At 36.0% G+C, this 17,909-nt stretch carries 27 protein-coding genes; 10 read left to right on the plus strand and 17 right to left on the minus strand.

Going from position 1 to position 17,909, the window contains the following annotated elements:
• Window positions 1-229 precede the first annotated feature (229 nt).
• The 9 genes from CH354_RS05785 (at window position 230) to CH354_RS05825 (ending at window position 7,067) form a co-directional block, all read left to right on the plus strand.
• Window positions 230-838, plus strand: coding sequence for a beta-class carbonic anhydrase (locus CH354_RS05785; protein WP_100728301.1), 609 nt, complete (start codon window positions 230-232; stop codon window positions 836-838).
• A 256-nt stretch (window positions 839-1,094) separates the two neighbouring features.
• Window positions 1,095-1,448: an ArsR/SmtB family transcription factor gene (locus CH354_RS05790; RefSeq protein ID WP_100725694.1), complete on the plus strand. Its 354-nt coding sequence runs from the start codon at window positions 1,095-1,097 to the stop codon at window positions 1,446-1,448.
• 1 nt (window position 1,449) lies between these two features.
• Entirely contained in the window at window positions 1,450-2,418 is a 969-nt protein-coding gene (locus CH354_RS05795) for an SRPBCC family protein (RefSeq protein WP_100728290.1), read from the plus strand.
• A 16-nt stretch (window positions 2,419-2,434) separates the two neighbouring features.
• Window positions 2,435-3,826 (plus strand): MATE family efflux transporter, encoded by a 1,392-nt coding sequence (locus CH354_RS05800; RefSeq protein WP_100728291.1) that lies wholly within the window; start codon window positions 2,435-2,437, stop codon window positions 3,824-3,826.
• A gap of 21 nt (window positions 3,827-3,847) precedes the next feature.
• A complete protein-coding gene (locus CH354_RS05805) occupies window positions 3,848-4,222 on the plus strand; it encodes an iron chaperone (protein WP_100728292.1) in 375 nt (124 codons plus the stop codon).
• Window positions 4,223-4,893: 671 nt separating this feature from the next.
• Entirely contained in the window at window positions 4,894-5,481 is a 588-nt protein-coding gene (locus tag CH354_RS05810; protein ID WP_100766317.1) for a hypothetical protein, read from the plus strand.
• Window positions 5,482-5,671: 190 nt separating this feature from the next.
• Window positions 5,672-6,073, plus strand: coding sequence for a hypothetical protein (locus CH354_RS05815; RefSeq protein ID WP_100766318.1), 402 nt, complete (start codon window positions 5,672-5,674; stop codon window positions 6,071-6,073).
• A complete protein-coding gene (locus tag CH354_RS05820) occupies window positions 6,064-6,573 on the plus strand; it encodes a hypothetical protein (RefSeq protein ID WP_100766319.1) in 510 nt (169 codons plus the stop codon). The genes CH354_RS05815 and CH354_RS05820 overlap by 10 nt, the downstream gene beginning before the upstream one ends.
• Window positions 6,555-7,067: a protein-export chaperone SecB gene (locus CH354_RS05825; protein WP_100766320.1), complete on the plus strand. Its 513-nt coding sequence runs from the start codon at window positions 6,555-6,557 to the stop codon at window positions 7,065-7,067. Before CH354_RS05820 ends, CH354_RS05825 begins: the two co-directional genes overlap by 19 nt.
• A 240-nt stretch (window positions 7,068-7,307) precedes the next feature.
• Here CH354_RS05825 and CH354_RS05830 read toward each other — a convergent pair whose 3' ends face one another.
• Both CH354_RS05830 and CH354_RS05835 read right to left on the minus strand, forming a co-directional pair.
• Window positions 7,308-7,535 carry a hypothetical protein gene (locus CH354_RS05830; protein ID WP_100766321.1) on the minus strand — a complete coding sequence of 76 codons (228 nt, stop codon included), beginning with the start codon at window positions 7,533-7,535 and terminating at the stop codon, window positions 7,308-7,310.
• A complete protein-coding gene (locus CH354_RS05835; protein WP_100766322.1) occupies window positions 7,532-8,269 on the minus strand; it encodes a hypothetical protein in 738 nt (245 codons plus the stop codon). Before CH354_RS05835 ends, CH354_RS05830 begins: the two co-directional genes overlap by 4 nt.
• Before the next feature lie 155 nt (window positions 8,270-8,424).
• Here CH354_RS05835 and CH354_RS05840 point away from each other — a divergent pair, with 155 nt between their 5' ends.
• A complete protein-coding gene (locus CH354_RS05840; protein WP_100766323.1) occupies window positions 8,425-8,727 on the plus strand; it encodes a hypothetical protein in 303 nt (100 codons plus the stop codon).
• A 4-nt stretch (window positions 8,728-8,731) separates the two neighbouring features.
• Here the strand turns inward: CH354_RS05840 and CH354_RS05845 are convergent, their stop codons facing one another.
• The 15 genes from CH354_RS05845 to CH354_RS05920 form a co-directional block, all read right to left on the minus strand.
• Window positions 8,732-9,139, minus strand: coding sequence for a hypothetical protein (locus CH354_RS05845; RefSeq protein WP_165780933.1), 408 nt, complete (start codon window positions 9,137-9,139; stop codon window positions 8,732-8,734).
• A complete protein-coding gene (locus CH354_RS05850) occupies window positions 9,109-9,378 on the minus strand; it encodes a hypothetical protein (RefSeq protein ID WP_100766325.1) in 270 nt (89 codons plus the stop codon). Before CH354_RS05850 ends, CH354_RS05845 begins: the two co-directional genes overlap by 31 nt.
• Window positions 9,375-10,052: a hypothetical protein gene (locus tag CH354_RS05855; RefSeq protein ID WP_100766326.1), complete on the minus strand. Its 678-nt coding sequence runs from the start codon at window positions 10,050-10,052 to the stop codon at window positions 9,375-9,377. The genes CH354_RS05850 and CH354_RS05855 overlap by 4 nt, the downstream gene beginning before the upstream one ends.
• Before the next feature lie 7 nt (window positions 10,053-10,059).
• Window positions 10,060-10,401 carry a hypothetical protein gene (locus CH354_RS05860; RefSeq protein WP_100766327.1) on the minus strand — a complete coding sequence of 114 codons (342 nt, stop codon included), beginning with the start codon at window positions 10,399-10,401 and terminating at the stop codon, window positions 10,060-10,062.
• Window positions 10,398-10,883 (minus strand): M15 family metallopeptidase, encoded by a 486-nt coding sequence (locus tag CH354_RS05865; protein WP_100766328.1) that lies wholly within the window; start codon window positions 10,881-10,883, stop codon window positions 10,398-10,400. Before CH354_RS05865 ends, CH354_RS05860 begins: the two co-directional genes overlap by 4 nt.
• Window positions 10,884-11,351 carry a hypothetical protein gene (locus CH354_RS05870; RefSeq protein WP_207764233.1) on the minus strand — a complete coding sequence of 156 codons (468 nt, stop codon included), beginning with the start codon at window positions 11,349-11,351 and terminating at the stop codon, window positions 10,884-10,886.
• A 38-nt stretch (window positions 11,352-11,389) separates the two neighbouring features.
• Window positions 11,390-11,731 (minus strand): hypothetical protein, encoded by a 342-nt coding sequence (locus tag CH354_RS05875; RefSeq protein WP_100729023.1) that lies wholly within the window; start codon window positions 11,729-11,731, stop codon window positions 11,390-11,392.
• Between the two features lie 4 nt (window positions 11,732-11,735).
• Window positions 11,736-12,155 (minus strand): hypothetical protein, encoded by a 420-nt coding sequence (locus tag CH354_RS05880; protein ID WP_100766330.1) that lies wholly within the window; start codon window positions 12,153-12,155, stop codon window positions 11,736-11,738.
• Complete coding sequence (locus tag CH354_RS05885; protein WP_100766331.1) at window positions 12,156-13,448, minus strand: hypothetical protein; 1,293 nt, start codon at window positions 13,446-13,448, stop codon at window positions 12,156-12,158.
• 3 nt (window positions 13,449-13,451) lie between these two features.
• A complete protein-coding gene (locus tag CH354_RS05890; protein WP_100729140.1) occupies window positions 13,452-14,114 on the minus strand; it encodes a hypothetical protein in 663 nt (220 codons plus the stop codon).
• 2 nt (window positions 14,115-14,116) lie between these two features.
• Window positions 14,117-14,566, minus strand: a complete 450-nt coding sequence (locus CH354_RS05895) for a hypothetical protein (RefSeq protein ID WP_100766332.1) — start codon at window positions 14,564-14,566, stop codon at window positions 14,117-14,119.
• Between the two features lie 69 nt (window positions 14,567-14,635).
• Window positions 14,636-15,325, minus strand: a complete 690-nt coding sequence (locus CH354_RS05900; RefSeq protein WP_100766333.1) for a hypothetical protein — start codon at window positions 15,323-15,325, stop codon at window positions 14,636-14,638.
• Between the two features lie 34 nt (window positions 15,326-15,359).
• Window positions 15,360-15,899 (minus strand): hypothetical protein, encoded by a 540-nt coding sequence (locus tag CH354_RS05905; protein ID WP_100766334.1) that lies wholly within the window; start codon window positions 15,897-15,899, stop codon window positions 15,360-15,362.
• A gap of 230 nt (window positions 15,900-16,129) precedes the next feature.
• A complete protein-coding gene (locus CH354_RS05915; protein ID WP_100766335.1) occupies window positions 16,130-17,224 on the minus strand; it encodes a hypothetical protein in 1,095 nt (364 codons plus the stop codon).
• A gap of 120 nt (window positions 17,225-17,344) precedes the next feature.
• Window positions 17,345-17,887: a hypothetical protein gene (locus CH354_RS05920; RefSeq protein WP_100766336.1), complete on the minus strand. Its 543-nt coding sequence runs from the start codon at window positions 17,885-17,887 to the stop codon at window positions 17,345-17,347.
• Window positions 17,888-17,909: the final 22 nt, after the last annotated feature.

The raw sequence follows: 17,909 nt of genomic DNA on the forward strand, positions 1-17,909 counted from the left end.
ACGGGGTCCGCGTTCGCTCCCGTCCAAAGAGGTTTCACCTCATTGGACCTAAAGCCCTCCAGATCCCTGGCGCAAATGGACTCCTCTCACTTCATTTCTGTCCCCAAATACCAAAACGTCTCCAATGTATTAGTCATTTGCAAAATGGAATGTACAGATCTTACATGAAAATCCATTCCTGGAAAATTCTCTCCTTGTCGCATCTGTTATAGTGGATTTAATTTTCACTATGTCAAACACGCTCATACAACAAGAAACAAGCAAAGTACACAAAGAAGTCATTGGTGCGAACGAAAAATATGCATCGGAATTTGGGAAAAAAGGCGAACTAGCGCTCCCTCCTGCGAGGAGTTTTACCATCCTTACTTGTATGGATGCAAGACTGGATCCTGCCAAATATGCAGGCCTTGCAGAAGGTGATGCACATGTGATCCGTAACGCTGGTGGTCGAGCAAGTGATGATGCCATTCGTTCCTTGGTGATATCGTATAAGTTATTAGGTACCAAAGAATTTTTTGTCATCCATCATTCAGACTGCGGGATGGAGTTATTCACCGATCCAATCATACGCAATCTCCTCTCGAAAAGTCTAAAAACAGCAACGATTGATTCAAATGGTTGGCGAAACGTAGAAGAATCAGGTGGCTCGGACGAAGCGAAGTACATTCCTTTTTTAACCTTCGATCATTTGGAACAAAGTGTCATCGATGATGTCAAAAGAATCCGAAACCATCCTTTGATTCCGAAAGACATCCCTATTTATGGATATTATTATGATGTCAAAACTGGAAAATTGATAGAAGTCAAAGAAGCAACAAAGATCGGTAGGGCTTCCTAAAACAGATCGAATCAAACAGTGGTACTACGAACTTTTCCAAACTAAATTTCTGAGTTTTTGAAATCATCTTCCAGAAAGGGAGGGAATCTGATAGAGAGGACTTATTGGGTGGCGGGTCTAGTTCCCCACCCTAATCGGGCGGGGATACTCATATCCCAAGTGTACCCAAACAAATCCAAGAAATTCCCAGGTCTAACAATTCCGATTGACGAAATAGCATCCATCACTTTATTTAACCAAAAGGTTAATTAGCTAAATGGTTAAATTAGAGCAAACGGAAGAATCCTTAAATTCTACCTTCCAGGCACTTGCTGATCCAACGCGTCGAAAAATCCTTATGCAACTTGTCTCTGGAGAAGCGACTGTCTTGCAATTAGCAGAGCCATTTCAAATGAGTCTGCCAGGTATTTCAAAACACATCAAAGTCTTAGAGAAAGCTGGTTTGATTGAAAGAGGGAAATCAGCGCAATATCGCCCGTGTCGCATCAAAACAGAAGCATTAGAAGAAGCTAATTTATGGTTACAACAATATAAAAAGTTATGGGAAGAACGTTTTGATCGTTTGGACCAATACTTGATGGATTTACAACAAACAAAAGGAAAAGAATAGTATGTACCAACATGAAGCAATTCTCACATTAGAGGAAAAAATCGTAAGATTAGAACGCACTTTTCGGGCACCATTAAAACTAGTTTGGGAAGTTTGGACAAATCCTCTTCATATTGAAAAATGGTGGGGTCCAAAAGGATTTACCAATCCAATTGTTGACTTTGATTTCCAAGTAGGTGGTTCCTATAGAATAGTGATGAGATCTCCTGAAGGAATTGATTATCCAGTCAAAGGAAAGTTTTTAGAAATTACACCTTATCAAAGTTTTGTGATGAGTGATCTAGTTGATGAACATCCTGATGAATGGGTGAAAGAAGTTCAAAAAATCGCCGGAGTTTCAGGTGACCGTTCCATGTTAAATTCAAAGTTAAGAGTTTTATTTGAAGAAAATGATGGAATAACGAAGGTTATACTTATAACTGAATTTATGTCTAACCAAATCCGTGATGGCTTCGCAAATTCTGGTATGAAAGAAGGATGGTCACAGAGTTTTGAAAAATTGGAAGAAGATGCATTACCTGAAACAAATGAATTGATAATAGAAAAAAAATTATCACATCCAATTGCAGACGTTTTTGCTGCCTTTGCAGATCCAACCAATATAAATCTCTGGTGGGGACCCAACGGTTTTTCAACTACAACTGAACTTAGAGAATTCAAAGTAGGTGGTAAATGGATTTATACTATGAAAGCACCCAATGGAACTATCTATCCAAATTTAGTTCAATACAAAGAGATTCGAGATAACGAATATTTAGAATATATTCATGGTTCTGGCTCAACTGAAAAGGATGATAATTTCAACGTAAGGATTAGTTTTTTAGAGCTATCAGAAAATCAGACAATTATCAAGATGAAGATGACCTTTCCTAATGCAAGTGTTAGGAATACAGTCGTAGACTTTGGAGCAATTGAAGGTGCTCACCAAACATTGAGTCGATTAAATCAGTATTTGGATGCAAATTCTTAAGGTTAGTAGGTAGAAAATGACAAGTGCTAGTTTATGGGAAGATTTAAAAAAAGCATTATCTGGTTCTGAGGAAGATTACACTGAAATCAGTTTAAGAAAGGCAATATTTCTATTATCAGTCCCTATGATTTTAGAACTAGTCTTAGAATCTGTTTTTGCAGTTGTAGATATTTATTTTGTAGGGTCATTAGGAGCATCAGCAGTGGCAACTGTTGGACTTACAGAAACTTACTTATTTCTTCTCTATGCAATTGCAATGGGATTATCTTTCTCAGTGACTGCCATTGTTGCCAGACGAATCGGAGAAAAAGAAAAAGATTTGGCTGGTATTGCTGCGATTCAATCAATTTGGATTGCAATCTTGTCTTCTATTCCGTTTTCTATCGCAGGAATTTATTTTTCAAAAGAGCTATTATTACTAATGGGAGCTGATGAATGGATCCTAAATGAAGGATATCATTATATGCAATGGATGTTAGGTGGTAATCTCATTGTTATACTCTTATTTTTAATCAATGCTGTGTTTCGTGGAGCAGGGGATGCAGCGATCTCAATGCGAGTACTTTGGCTCGCAAATGGTTTAAATATTCTATTAGATCCAATTTTTATTTTTGGATGGGGACCTATTCCTGCTTTTGGTATCACAGGAGCAGCAATGGCTACCAATATTGGAAGAGGAACTGGTGTCCTATTTCAATTTTGGTTGTTATTTCGAGGTGGCAAACATATCAAAATTCTGAAAAGTCATCTTACAATTGAATGGGAAACAATCCACGGTATACTCAAAACTTCCTTAGGTGGTATAGGCCAAATGATTGTTGGTATGACCTCCTGGATTTTTATTATGAGAATCTTATCTGAATTTGGGAGTCAGACTATAGCTGCTGCCACGATTGCTCTTAGGACGATGATGTTTACATTAATGCCATCTTGGGGGATGTCAAATGCAGTTGCCACTTTGGTAGGGCAAAATCTTGGAGCTGGAAAACCAGACCGAGCAGAACAATCAGTATGGGTTACTGGATTATGTAATATGTGTTATTTGGTATTAGTGTCTCTCGTATATTTTTTCTTAAGCGAAAGAATTATTGGGATTTTTACTTCGGATCCAAAAGTAATTATTATAGGATCTGAGTGGTTACGCATTGTTTCTTATTCATATTTTGTTTATGCTTGGTGGATGGCTGCAAGTCAGGCATTTAATGGAGCTGGTGATACAATGACTCCGACTAAAATTAATGTAATTTTTTTCTGGATCATTCAAATTCCATTAGCTTTCACTTTGGGGAAATACTTTGAATTCGGTTATAGCGGAGTTTTTTGGGCAATGATGTTAACTGAAACATCTGTTGGTATATATACACTCTGGTTATTTACAAAAGGAAAATGGAAAGATACAAAAGTTTGATCTATCCAAGGAAAGTATAAAATGAAATCTAATAAACCTGAAAATATAGATGAATATATACATTCGTTCCCAAAGGACATTCAAATTTTATTGAATCATGTACGAGAAATTATTCGAGAAGAAGCACCTAATGCAAAAGAGGCGATAAAATATGCAATTCCAACATTTATTCAGAATGGGAATTTAGTCCATTTCGCAGCGTATAAGAATCACATTGGATTTTATGCATTACCATCCGGAAATATTAAATTCCAAAAGGAAATTTCAAAGTTTAAATCTGGAAAAGGTTCTATTCAATTTCCAATCACGGAACCTATGCCCCATGAACTGATTCGAAAAATAGTAAGGTTTAGAATCAAAGAAAATGAAACTAAAGAAAAAAAAAACAAAAGATAGAATCATAAAATCTAAGAATCATTTTTATAGTATTGTAGGAAGTGAGACTTTCATTGTCAGATATTACTATTTCCTTTTCTAAAGTATGAACTTTTTCAAATTAAATTTTTTCAAAACACTGTTATGGTTTCTGATTTAAGACCTTTGTGATAGAGAGGACGTATTGGGTGGCGGGTGGTATTGCCTACACATTTGTGCAGTATCATGGGCATCCGCCCCCAAATCAAATCTATCATTCTTTAATTCTTTGCCGATCGTTTTTTTTCAACCGGCGTAACGTTTAAGAACTTCTTAACTGCTAATCTAATTACTTTGGATTTATCCATTTCATTATTAGCTGCGTAAGATTCAATTTTTGCATATAGTTCATGTTCAAACTTTATGCTTATTTTGCTGTCTTTAGTTATCGCCATCATTCCCCACCCCCTTAGTTGCAAGGTTGCAAACTAAAATAAGATTAAATTTGATAAAGAATTATGTCAAATAAAAAAGTCCTCTTTTTTCCCTTTTTTTCGCTTTGCTTTAGAATGACGCTATGACACTAATGACACTATTTTCGAGAAAACCGTTTTGGCGGGGAAAAATAGGATTGAGTATTTATTTCCTTCCTACAAAAGTAAAATACGTTTTCACCGTTTGTGAGGTGTTTTGTGGTCGATGTAATAGATTCTATGAGTGATGAAGATTTCGGGTCTTGGATTCGAAAACAAGCGATTCGAGATTTATTCTTTACTGATTTTATTCTTGAGTTGATCCAAAAAGATGAACTCAAAGATTCAATGAAATCATACAATGACTTCCTCGACTTCTATAGAGTACAAGTAGAGAACACAAAACAAATTGAATCTCTAAACGAAGCTCTAAGTCATTTTGTTAAATTCAAAGAAGATGAGGCTTTCATTGATAAGGCTGAGTTTCAAGAGATATACAGAACGACTCTCAATGCTCGCCAAGTTGTCAGGTTCCTTTTTGCAAAAGTGAATAAAACTCTCACGATTAAAAACCCGGACGATGTCAATATTTATGATTCTTTAGATTCGATTTCCAGTGAACTAGAAAGTTTAGTGACTTTGATCGGAGATGTTTCTTTCAATCATATAGAAAACTTCGGAGAAAGTGACCTCCATCAAATGCGGTCAAAATTTGATTCCCAAAACCTTCCCGGCGGAAATGTCGAATTTGAATTACTGGAAATCGTTAGGGATGAATTCAAGAAGGAAAAACACCGGAGCCGAAATAAGGAGTCCCGGAAAGCATGACAAAAAACTAGTGATTTCGAAAGTCTACCTGGTACTAGGCAAAATCGATTTTTTTTGTAGACGTTAGTTGGTGATTTCAATAAACTGAGTCGAAATAGAGAATTCCCAGTTTAGGGAAGGTTTTTTGTGTTGTTGTACAAATTTTAGGTACAGAGTGAGCGAAAATATACCGTCTATACTATATAGAAGAATGTTAGTTAATTCCGATACCTTTCCAGTTTTGGGAAGACATCGAGACAAGTTAGGAGTAAGAATTTCAATTAATGGCAATATTCCAGAAGGTGTTAGTTATACTGTTTCTGATGTAAATATTGTCGGTGGGAAAATGGAAACTATCGAAAAGGGCATGTCATCTCAAGTAGACATAACTAGGTTGATTGAAGTTGGTCATATTGACACTAATAGATGCCTAACCAGTGGAACAGCCATGATGAAATACTTTAAAATTATGACTGACTGTTTAGTGATATACGATTTAATTGCAATAAAAGATAGCCGTCAAGCAGGACACTATTATATTTGCCCGGTCTCTGACAACGATTTTGAGAAATATGAACAGAATATAAAGGACACTAGGGAGAAATGGAACTAAGATTCTCAAAAAAAGTGCTTAATTACTTAATTAAATGGGTTACATTCGAGCATTATAAACTCGACCAAATAGATTCAGGTATATCAGGTGAAGAATTTCTTTGTAACTTATCTGAATCTTTAGATGAGTTGGATTTTATGTTAATGAATTTTGATGATATCGAAATAGAATCGATAAAACTTATTAGTAATAGAATTAAATCAAATTTAAATAAGAAAGATTTGTTGATAATAAAAGATGAACTTGTTCATGAACAATTTCTTGTTAATTTATTAGAAAATGCAAATGAATATTTTGACCAGTCGAAAATTTTCAGTAATTCGTATACTTACTTAAATCTAAAAAACCTTGAGAAAGAATATACTAGTGGTGAACTATATGATAAAGGAATTCGAATACTCCCTGGTCAAAAGTTAGAGAATGAATTCTTTACAGCAAGGAACAATGAATTTCCAATCGACGTTGATGCAATGGGAACTGAATGGCAGATAGCAGTGTAACTTCAGTATTATCTTTTAGAAATTACAAAATAGATATCTTTGAATTTAAAATGGCTCCAAAAATTGCTATGTTATTGGAGCCAGCTGATTTGGTAGACTCCAAAGATGTAATGTACAATTATTCATTGCGACAACCCACTTACCTTAAGAAGACCAATGCCTATATTAGCGGATTTAACTTTGAATTAAGATTTTTCTCGAAAGATATGACTCGTGAAGAACGAGTACAGAAACCGGAAGATTGCTTAATCGAATTGAAAACTGGTATCGTTGGCTTTTTTGACATAGGTGGTGAAACAAGACTCGGACAAGATGTTGAATTGCGATTAGTACAAGTTAATGGATCTGCAATTTTATTTCCATATCTACGTGCAGCCGTAAGTCTGCATTTGGCAAGTGCTGGATTTCCAGCTTTTTTGTTTCCTATTTTAAATATTAATAGTTTAGCCAAAAATGCCGGACAAGAAGTGAGTTTTCACGAAATCGATATTTGATAATATTGAATATTTAAAACTAATATCAGGCTACTTCGAATAAAAGTCACGTTATCTGATGCAGCCTGTTAATCTTATCGATCAATTAATATCTAAGAAAGATTGCAATCGTTCTTTAGTTCTTTAATCTCATTTCTAATGAATTTCAATTCCGGACTAAATAAAGCTGAACCTGGCATTTTTGCCGACACAAACTTTTCTACTTTATCCATTACTAAAACTAATTTAGATATTTTCTCTTCATTCGTCATTTTCTGTTACCCGGTAATCTTTTACTTCAATTGAATTTGGAAATAACTTTTTCCGAATCTTTTCTTGCCGTTCTACTTGCTTTTTATGTAACTGGAACTTTTCTATTTCCATTTTAAGATTCGGATCTATTTTTTTTAATAAATAAGGAGTTCCTTCTTTAAGTATTGCTTTTGATATAGCAATGGCAATACGACCTAAAGGAAATTTCTTTTTCATGATGATGGAATTTCAACTTCGAAAGGTTCTCCCCTCCAAGCCTTACCCAAAAATTTTACACCAGTAACCAATAGATTTACTGATTGTTCTGGATTTGCAGACAAGGCTTCCATTGCCCCTTCAGCGACTTTTCCTAAAACATCTGTAAAACGAAATCGATCTTCTCTAATTCGCTTACGAGCAAGAATTTGTTCTTTCTCCAATTCCCAACGCTTTCTTTCCAATCCAAACTCTTCATTTTGGATTTCCATTCTTCGTTTATTTGCAAACTCAATAGAATCGAGTTTCTCATTCAAATTTTCTTTTTGTTTGTTGATCCTTTGTTCTACTTCTTGATCGTATTCAGCAAACTTGTCAGAATACTTTTTGGTAACTCTTTCTAAGTCTTCAGCATAAACTCGATTCATTTCAAATGTGGCTTTCATAATATCTAGGGGAGTGGTCGGAAGATGAGGAGTAGGAACTTCCTCTTGTTTCTTTTCAAAAGGACTAAACTCTTTCAATGATCCAGAGCCAATTACATTTCCATCTTTCTTCAGCTCATAGTTGATAAAATGAGGATTTTCTAAGTTTGTATTTATTACTTGGAAGGAAGTTGGAATATCTTCACCTTTTATCACTACTTTTGACTTTTCAGTAAATAATTCTAAAGAATAATCAGAATCAGGAAACTCGTTCTTCCTTTTTCCGTAAAGAGTTTTCATTTTGCGGAACGCATCGTTTGAATCAACCATACAATTTTTCTACCTTTTCGCTTAGTTTTTTGTAGTATCTTTGTGAAAACTAAGTGATTACCAAGTAAAAACTAAGTTACCACAAAGTACATATTAAGTGAATGAATGATTTTTATAACGCTTGTCAAGAGAAAAGTAAGTATTAAGAAAGTTCTATGGGAAATTCTATCAAGATCCAAGCACGTTTAAGCGAACATAATTTAGTTTTATCATGGGAAGAGTATAGAAAGGAATTTATAAAACAGAATGGATTTAATCCAACGCACTCGGATGTCTTAGGATCTATTCTACATAAGACAAGTGATTATCAATATACATACGATAGGCGATTAAAGTTTTTGAAAGATAAAAAAGAAAAGAACTCATACGATTTGAAAGAAATAGAATATCTAGAGGAGATTTTAAAATTGAATGTGAGTGCTGAGACTCTCCGGAGTTCCGTCTCCGGAGACGAATAACTTTTTAAGGCGAAGGTAAAAAAGGTATTTTGATTTTGCCTTTTATATAAGCATACAATCCTAGAATTAAAACAATTAGAGACAGTGCAACGATAGACCAGTTTCTCAATGCTTTTAATCCGTCCGTAAAACCTGCATCCCTTTGAAGATCAGAATTTTCCATTGCTGTGTTTGCTTGGTTTGCAATTGCAATACGTGCATTCTCATCTGAGTAGTCAATTGTATCGGCTGCTGCTTCTAGAAGCTCCGAAGTCTTTTGGTCTCCTAGATCCTTCTTTTCCTTTGCAGAGCTGCGTAGAAGGCTCGTCAGGGGCTTAGAAGATGGGTTTTGAGGAACGCTAAGACATCCAAAAAAGAAAATAAATAAACAAATGAATACTTTCATTTTCTTTTCTTCTTCAGTTGTGGCCACGTACCAAATGAATTCCGGGTACGCCACTTTTCCCAAGCAGTCGGATAAATCGGAGAAGCAATAAATATGATTCCCAATATAGACAAAGACCAAAAAGCCGGGAAAGAATTATCTCCAAGGATTTTTACTTCAGGAGCACGCTCAAAATACTGAAGAATTGCATCTGCAATAAATCCTAAGAAGAAAATTGCAATCCCGAACTTATGTAAGAAGTTTAAAATTTTGTTTTCGCTTTTCATTTTTTTTCCTGTAAAAATCCAATGTGACAAGGTGCTTTCGATGGACCATTGATTGCCTTCTTAAAGTCCGGAAGTGGAATGAAAGAATTGTCCCCGTCATGGTTCTTGTAATTAGTTAAAAGTTTTCCGAATGGATCTTTTAATATAAAACCAAGTATTTTTCCATTTAAGTCTTCTCTGTATCCACTTCCAAATGTTAGATGACCTTTTCCCGAAGGATACCAATCCTTTATGTAAAGTGAAATCATCAAAGGATCTCCTTTCTTCATGATCTTTTGAATTGCTGAAAGAGTAGCCTTTTCAAAATCAAATGTGAAGTCTGTGTCCTTTAGAATGACTTCGTTCATCAGTCTTTTATGAACTGCCCAAAGGAATCTTGTTTCTCCCTTTTTCATTACTTTGTCTAATGCAAGTTCATAAGCGACTTCATCGACAATAGTTTTTATAATTCTTCTTTCGTGTAAGAATCCACAGAACATGGAACCAGCAGATATAAAACACTTTGTAACTCGATCATAGAGTAGGTGTTCGTATTTTTCAAAGTCTTCTAAATCAAAAAGATACTTTCCCTTTTTATCGAAAACTTTTCCGTCCTCGATGGTGTAAGGATTTATATTATCTCTTTGAGAAAGATAATCTGTTTTCGTTAAGAGATGATCTGTAAATGAATCCATCTTTTAACTAGAAGAAAAAACCGGCTGCAATCGCTGCTATTACCAAAAGAACACTTGAACCAGATTTTTCTTTAGCGTTCGTTTGAGTTGTGGTCACGTTTGCCTTTGGTGGGGTTTGGGTTGTAGTTGAAATTGGTTTTGTTTCAACTTTAATAATTCCAACACCCGGATTCATTGTTTGAAAATCCCGGATAGCTTTACCGGCAGTTTCTCCGATTGCTTTTCCATTTAAATCGACTTCAGATAGAAAAGAAAACCTCTTCTCTTGAGTGTTATACAATAGTCCTTCTACTTTTGGGTAGTTGTACTTCTTGTTTGTTGGTACATAAACATAAACTCGACCTTTCATTTTCGCTTACCTCTTAAACTATAAATTGAAATTCCAATAACTGCTACTATAGGGAAGATGATTTTGCCATTGAGTCCGGGAACAAATCTTCTCCAACCTTTGATTTGAAAATGCGCTGGATCTGGAAATTTTATTTTCTTCTTTGTTTTTGTGTCGATTCTCCAAAAATCCATTCCCCATGCTATATCTGAGTTTTTACTCAGTAACTCTCGAATGTCCTTTTCTCTGTTTGTAAAATTGACATTCCTTATATCAAAAGCTAAACCGTGATTATGTGGAGAATTCCCGGCGGTCGCATAAGTCACAATCTCTCCGGATCTCGTTCTTCCCAAAGAGTAAAGATAGGTTTGTCTTTCATTTGATCTTTTAGTTTCAAACAATTCCGCCTCCGGAATTGTCTTCTTCAAATCTTTCCAAAAAGATTGAAGTCTAGAAGTAACTAGATCAATTGAATTGTTGGCCTGTGTTACTTCTAAACTCATTTACTTTCTAAGCAAAAGGAAAAGACCAAGACCTACGGCTGCATAGGTTCCGTACTTTAATCCATCTTTGACTTCATCTTTTTTGGTTCCGGTTGAATCTGCAATGGTTCGGATGGGATCAACTAAACCGCCTTCTTCAAAAACATACTCCTTCAATTGATTCAAAGATGGATGCTTTGATAAGATTGTTTCTCTAAATTTCTGGATCTCTTCATCCGTAGAAAAAAGAGTAGAAGCAAGAGTTTTCCGAAAGACAGTTTCTTTCTTTACAACAAAAGAAAGTCGTTTCAATTCTGCATTGTGCTTAAAGCCTTTGAATAGGCTTAAATAGTTGAAAGTATCAATATCAAAGCCTATCGGTTGTGTTACTCCGCTTAACGAGTAATCCAACGCATAACGAGGAACGCTGTTTTTACTGTTTGGTATCCATGGAACATCCCAGCCAGGAATAAAAGATTCCGTTGGCATGGTTTCTAGAAATCGGTTGATATAATAGTTTATATTGCTCATTGTTTTTTTCCCTTATTGTTTTGTTTCTTACCAAGACCCATAATTTGTTCATAAATTTTTAATACTAAATCTCTTGTAGCTGAAGACTCATCAGAGAACTTTCTCATCGTATTTTCAGTTCTTTCTAAATTTTTATTTAGAGTCAAAAGTTCCGACATGACCTTATCATTGTTACGATCATGTTCAGATTTCACTTCTGTGATTTTGTCAGTGTTGGATTGTATCTTTTCATTTAACTCTTCTTTGGTTTTAGCAATTTTCTGATTTACTTGTGAGTTTACATAGTAAATAGAAAATCCTGTCACAGCACCAACTAACTCTTGAAATCCGATTTCCATACATTTATCCGTAAACTGGAGTTCCCACTAAATTTCTTTTTGTCCCGGCAGTTACATCTAATTGAAGACTGTTCCAATCTGTTAGGGATTTATATCCGACATCCCCAGAAGCAATCCATGGAATCGGTTGAGGTCGATATTCTCTTGCATAAGCTGGATCTGGACTTACGGCCATCCATGGCCATGGAGTATAATCAATTTGTCCAGTTCTCCATTCTCCATTAACTAAGCATTGGCATTGATATGTTCCCCAAGAATAGATCCATTCGAAACAGATTAAATTTCCCCATCCATCTCGAATCCAATGTTTATCATACTCTGCGATAACCTCTACCCAAGCCCAAGGCTGTGCTCCTTGATATTCATAAGAAACATTTGCATAACCAAGCAGAGTTTGGGTTACAGACATAAGGCTTGCTAACATTTAAGTCCAACCTTTCTTCCAAGATCCAAGATAGTTTGTTCCATCAAAATACATGGTTAAGATGGAAACTTTATTTGCTCCAAGGTCTGGACTTTCACCAGTTGGTATTTTTACATTTGAAGGAAGTGTTATCGTTCTTCCTCCTGCTCCATCTTGTGTGAAAACGATTAGATAAACGTTTCCTTCATATCCACCATTTAGAGATGAGATTGTAAGATTCCCGATTAATTTTACTTTTACAGTGCGATTACCATTGAAAATGGTACCGAATGGAATTGGACCATATAGTTCTCCGAATTCGAAGACTTCATTATTCCAAACTCTCTTTTCGGAATCAGAAACGAATCGTTTGTAAATAGATTCTTCAATTTCGGAAGCAGGAATATTTCCGTTATTTCGCTTACTATCTAGTTGTGTTTGTAATCCAGTGATGTTGGTTATTGTATGACTATGAGGATCGGGAGGGAATGTTGTAGGTTTATCAATAATATTAATCCAAGACTGGATAATGTCCATTGATTCCATTTCGGATAGTTTAATCCATGTTGATGAAGCAATTTCAAATAGATAAAAAGCTCCTCCTGTTGATACAGTGGGATCTCCTGTTGCATCTTTTACGTAAACGGGAAGGTTTCCTATTGGTGTTAAAGCATTTCTTTGTGCAATAGTATTAACGATTTGTAATGCTGGATCGAATACTGGAACCTGGGAAGCTGGAATTTTTCCGGAAGCATCCAAAGAAGCAACACCATTGGAAACACCTTTTTGAGATAAAGGTATTTTTGAATTTATCTCCAAAGTTAAATCAGGAAAGTCCGAAGGCTCGTGTGAATGTATAGCAGGTGGAAAGACGCTAGGTTTTAACTGTATATCTTCCCATTTAGGTTTATTTTGTACGATGCGAGGTCTTACCGGATTTGCATTGGAAATTATAATTCCCGTCGCACTATCTGAATCTAAACCATTGATCTTTTCTCCAAGTGCATTGGAAAAAAATTGCATTTGTTGTTTGTATCCATCAATTTGATCGGTTGAAATAAGTTCAAAGAATTCCCATAGATATTTCCTATGACCATTTCTTGAATCTTGAGAAGGTGCTTCACCATGAGCAAGTCTATCGAACCTTTCTGTTAATTCATTAAACTGATCTAAGATTGAATCTCTTAAATCATCTAAATCAGAAATTTCGGCAAATTCAACATATTCATTTTCCCAATCAGTTGCATATATGTTTGCAAAAATTTCTCCACCAACTGGCCAATCCAACCAAGCGGAATAGATACCTTTAGACATTCTCTATTCCTCCTCATCTTCATCAGATAGAGAAATGATTGAGAAATTGATACGTCCACTCATCGCAACTCTAGTACGTTGGCATTTAGCAGTATAAGGAAAGAAATAAAGAAAATTCTTCCCATTTGGATTTTTAATTGGAATATCTCCGGGAACAGGATAAGGAGTGCCATTCAAGAGAAAAGTATCAACTAACGTATTGCCTATTAATAACTTAGAAGCCGAAGCAAAATCATACTGAGGATTAGAAAAATTTTCCTCATCAATATATTCTTCATATTCTAAAATATCTTCGTAGCAGACAATTGTTGGCATTCTAGAAATCTTATCTGCAACACTTAATTCAGGGAATGGAGTGTTTGCAGGGATATTGTTTTCTGGTGCAAAAATTCCTGATCCATAATCAACTAACTTATTAAATCCGTCATTTAGAACTTCTTCCAAATTATCAGCTAACACAAGAGCAAGAGTTACCGGATTCGAAAGTGCTTGAGTTGATCTAAAGAAATAACTCTGAACAAGTGCGTTTCGTATCACTAACTTCTTCTCTTTTTCAATATCGATTTTTCCGATACTGAAAGTCTCTGTATAAATCGGAGGAGGTAATTCCGAAGAAGATCGATAGTCTTGCGTAAATGAAAATGGATGGGAAATTCGACGTTCCATTATTATTTCTGAACCACTTCCTTCGAGTCGTCCAATTCTTCCATAAGAAGTGCTACCATTACGCTTCGTTCAGGAACTGCAATAGCCCAAGTCTTTAAATGAATTTCAATTGAAAGATTCTTTGGAATCAGAATTCCATCACCAGGAAATGGGAAAATTTGAAATGCAGGTGTTGAAAGGTTTGGAGAAATCTTTGATCCTAAAACTGCCAATGCAAGGTCTCCAGAAATCGGAGGATTGTTTTTTGTTTTAGAAGTTTTGAATTCTATACAAACATCATCAATCTCACCTTTGTATCTTAATACAACACCAATAACTCGCCCGTCTTTGTTTGTATTGTTTTCGATAGTCATAGCCTTCGTATAACTGTCACCATTAACGGGATTGACTGCTTTGTTCATACCGGCTAACAATGTATAGTCATGGCCTTTGTAATTTACTTTAGTATTCATTTTTCGCTTACCGTTTAAAAGACCGGCTTCTCGCCGGTCTTAAAATTGAATTAGTTTCTTTAGAAACGTTTATTTTGGAAATTCCACACCTAGGGCAGTAACTACCAAAAGATGATTGTTTAACGGTGCATCAACTCCAGTTCCTTGCGATGGCAACCAAGCCTCAAAAACAAATGAATCGTTATTTGAGAATTCCACTGGAAGATAAAGAACTCTTAATCCAGAGTTTCTTTCTTCAATGTTTCCGGTTTGAGTATGGACAACAGCTACAGATTCATGACCGTTTGTAATTCCATCACCAATCTTAAACGGTTTCAATACTCTTGGAAGCGGGTCAATGATCGACTTGAAAGATCCTTCTCTTAGAACGGTTTTGTTCTTTGTGATTTTAAATCGAATCAAGTTGATTAGTTTGTTCGCTGCATCTAAAACATTGTAGGTACCATCACCTGCGAGATTTAAAGCTGCAAAGTCTGGCCCGTGAAGTTCAGCTTGGAAACCTACGAGTTTCCCTTTTTGGGATTCGATAGGATTTTTTCCACCAAGGCCATAATGTGCTAAATGACCATAGTTTGCTCGGTCTTCATTTCCGGAAAAGAAACCAAATGATTTATCCCCTGTTGCTAATTTTGCAACTGATTGAAGCTCAATTGGGATTCCGCCCTTTTGCATAAGAAGAGAAATTTCAGATTGAACAGTCTTTCTCGCATTTGGATTTTTATTAACACGTGCTTGTGTCGGTTGTTGTTGTGTTTGCATTTTTCGCTTACCTATTTTCGCTTTTTGAAATCATTTACACAAGGTCGAAGACCGATTCAGCACCGGAGACTTCTTCTTCTTCCTCGAATTCATCGTTACCAAATTCGTAAACTGGTTCTGATTCACCAACTTGCGAACTTTCACTTGGAGCAAGATATTGAATCTTTCCTTCACTGAATGCTTGTTGAATTCTTCGATCAACTTCCGCATTGATTTGGTTTTCAGCTTCTTCTCCAGATACTTCGATGTATTCATCGGTTTCACCGGCTAACGCACTTACAACACCAGCAGGAAGGGCATTTTGAACCGTTGGAATTCTAGTTGCCAAATGAAGCGTCGCGGATGCAGATCCAGCAACAATACCGACCCGGACTAGTTTGTCCTTAATCTTGTCTTGTAATTTGATTGCTCCCACTGTTATACCAGCGGACACAATTACAGCTCCGGTTTCAGGAGATTCTTTCATGATTTGCTTTGAATACTCCATAGTTGAAAGGAATCGGTTCAAAGCATAACCAACAAAGGCAGCTCCACCAAGTTTAGCTCCTGACATGATGTTTTGTTTAAAACTCATATTAAGCCGCCTTTACTCTGGACGCTGCACTTCGAATTTGGTTGATAAGTGCTTTCTTCTTTTTCAAAGGCTCTGTTTTCGCCTTTACCTTTGCTTCCCAAGCCTTAATTCGCTCGCCGTATCGCTTCCAAGTTTCAATGGAAGCTGATTCCTTTGGAGCCTTCGGCTTTTTTGGAAGTTTTCTTTTTTTTCGTTTTGTTGATCCGAACATTTTTCGCTTACCTACTTACTTATTTTTTAAATAAAAATAATCCACCGATTACAACACCAACTAACAAGATGGTGTTTTTGCTATCACTATCAACCTTATGGGTAATTTCAGAATCTAAGATTCCTCGTGAAGTTGAACTACCGCTTGCATAAGCCGCACTTGAAGTTGGCTTTGCAATTTTAATACTTGCCGTTTTTGTGGGAGTGGCCTTTTTGATTTTCACAGGCTTGTTAGTTTGAGAGAGTGCTTTAAGAATTGCATCCGTTGCCTTTTGCTTTGATACTTTTTTCTTTGCACTCTTTGCAGCTTGGTTTTGTTGAATGGTCGAAGCTGCACTCATCGCCATTGGAATAAATTGTGCAAATCCAAGTTCGCCACTCATTTCTTCTTCCTCTTCTTCATAATATTGATCACTTTCTTCCTCTGAATATTCTTCAGTTGGAATTTCTTCTTCGTATTCTTCCTCGACTTCTTCTTCCTCTGGTTCCTCTTCAGGCATTCCAGAGTCAGGACTAAGAAGGCTTCCAGCACCTTGAGCTACTTGTGACAGAATATCACCCGCACCTTTTGCAAGTTGACCTACACCCTTAGAGATTCCTTTGCCGACATCAGAAAGATGCTTTGTATATGCTTTTCCAGCTTGAGAAATACCTTTCCCAACACTACTGACACCTTTAGAGATGCCTTTACCGACTTTGCTAAATCCTTTAGTTAAGCCGCTTGTTTTGATTTTGGGAGCTTTGAATTTTACTTTTGGGAGTTTACCGAGTTTCATTTTCGGTATTTTAGGAAGACTAAAACCTTTGAAACCTTTGAAGCTAAATCCTTCTAAGGTTTCATATTCATGTACGTTTCCTTCATCGTCTCCAAAGACAAGGACAGCGTCTCCGTTTTCATCTTCGAAACCATAGACAAGATATCCTGTATCTTCATCCTCACCTAAGAGAAGATATTCTTCTCCATCGTCTCCGGAAAGGAAGACAGGTTCGTTTGAAAACAATGGTGAATCAATTTCCTCTCCATGAAGAATTGAATCATAACTTACTAAAATATTTTTGACCGATTGAGGGGGAGCTTCGTCCCCCTCTAATCGAATTGATTCTACTTGTGACATTTTCGCTTAACAGAATCACTTTATAAAATGAAAAACTGTAAACAGAAAAAAGAATAAAACCTTAACAAGTATTAAACTAATACAACCTAATACTAATTAATGATATATATTTAAAGTGAATCAATGTTTTTTAACTGGATGGTTTTCCTCATAAAAAACTCTTTTGAACTGTGGAATATATAAAGTTTTACCAAAATTGTTCCAAGGATAAGTACAATCATAAGGAGTCCATTGGCTTTCTAAATTATTTTCGTCTTTAAATTCAGCATAGATGTGTTTGGGTTTTGCATATCGACCAGTGACAGCTAATCTTGTTTTGAATCTTGTTCCTTTTAAATTGTTTTGAAGTTTAAAGAAACTAAGTGCCAATATGGATCTATCATCACAATCAAAAGGATGATCCGTATTCGCTCGTTCCAATAGAATCTTTGGCCTGCTTACGTGTTCCTTTCTTTCGGGATCTTTTACGTACCGAATTGATTTAATATATTCGTAAAACTCACGAATTGATAAATCCTCTAATGGAACGCCGTTGGCTTTGAATAGGAGAAGGTCTTTCCAATACAAACGAGCAAGATCAAAACAATCTGCTACCGTTTGTTTGTATGTTAAAAGTGGTTGTCTAGTTCGAGTGTATTCCCCGACTTTTTCGATTTTTCGCATAATCGATATTTCGGGGTGTAAG

The organism is Leptospira levettii (assembly GCF_002812085.1).
In the GTDB taxonomy this organism is placed as follows: domain Bacteria; phylum Spirochaetota; class Leptospiria; order Leptospirales; family Leptospiraceae; genus Leptospira_A; species Leptospira_A levettii.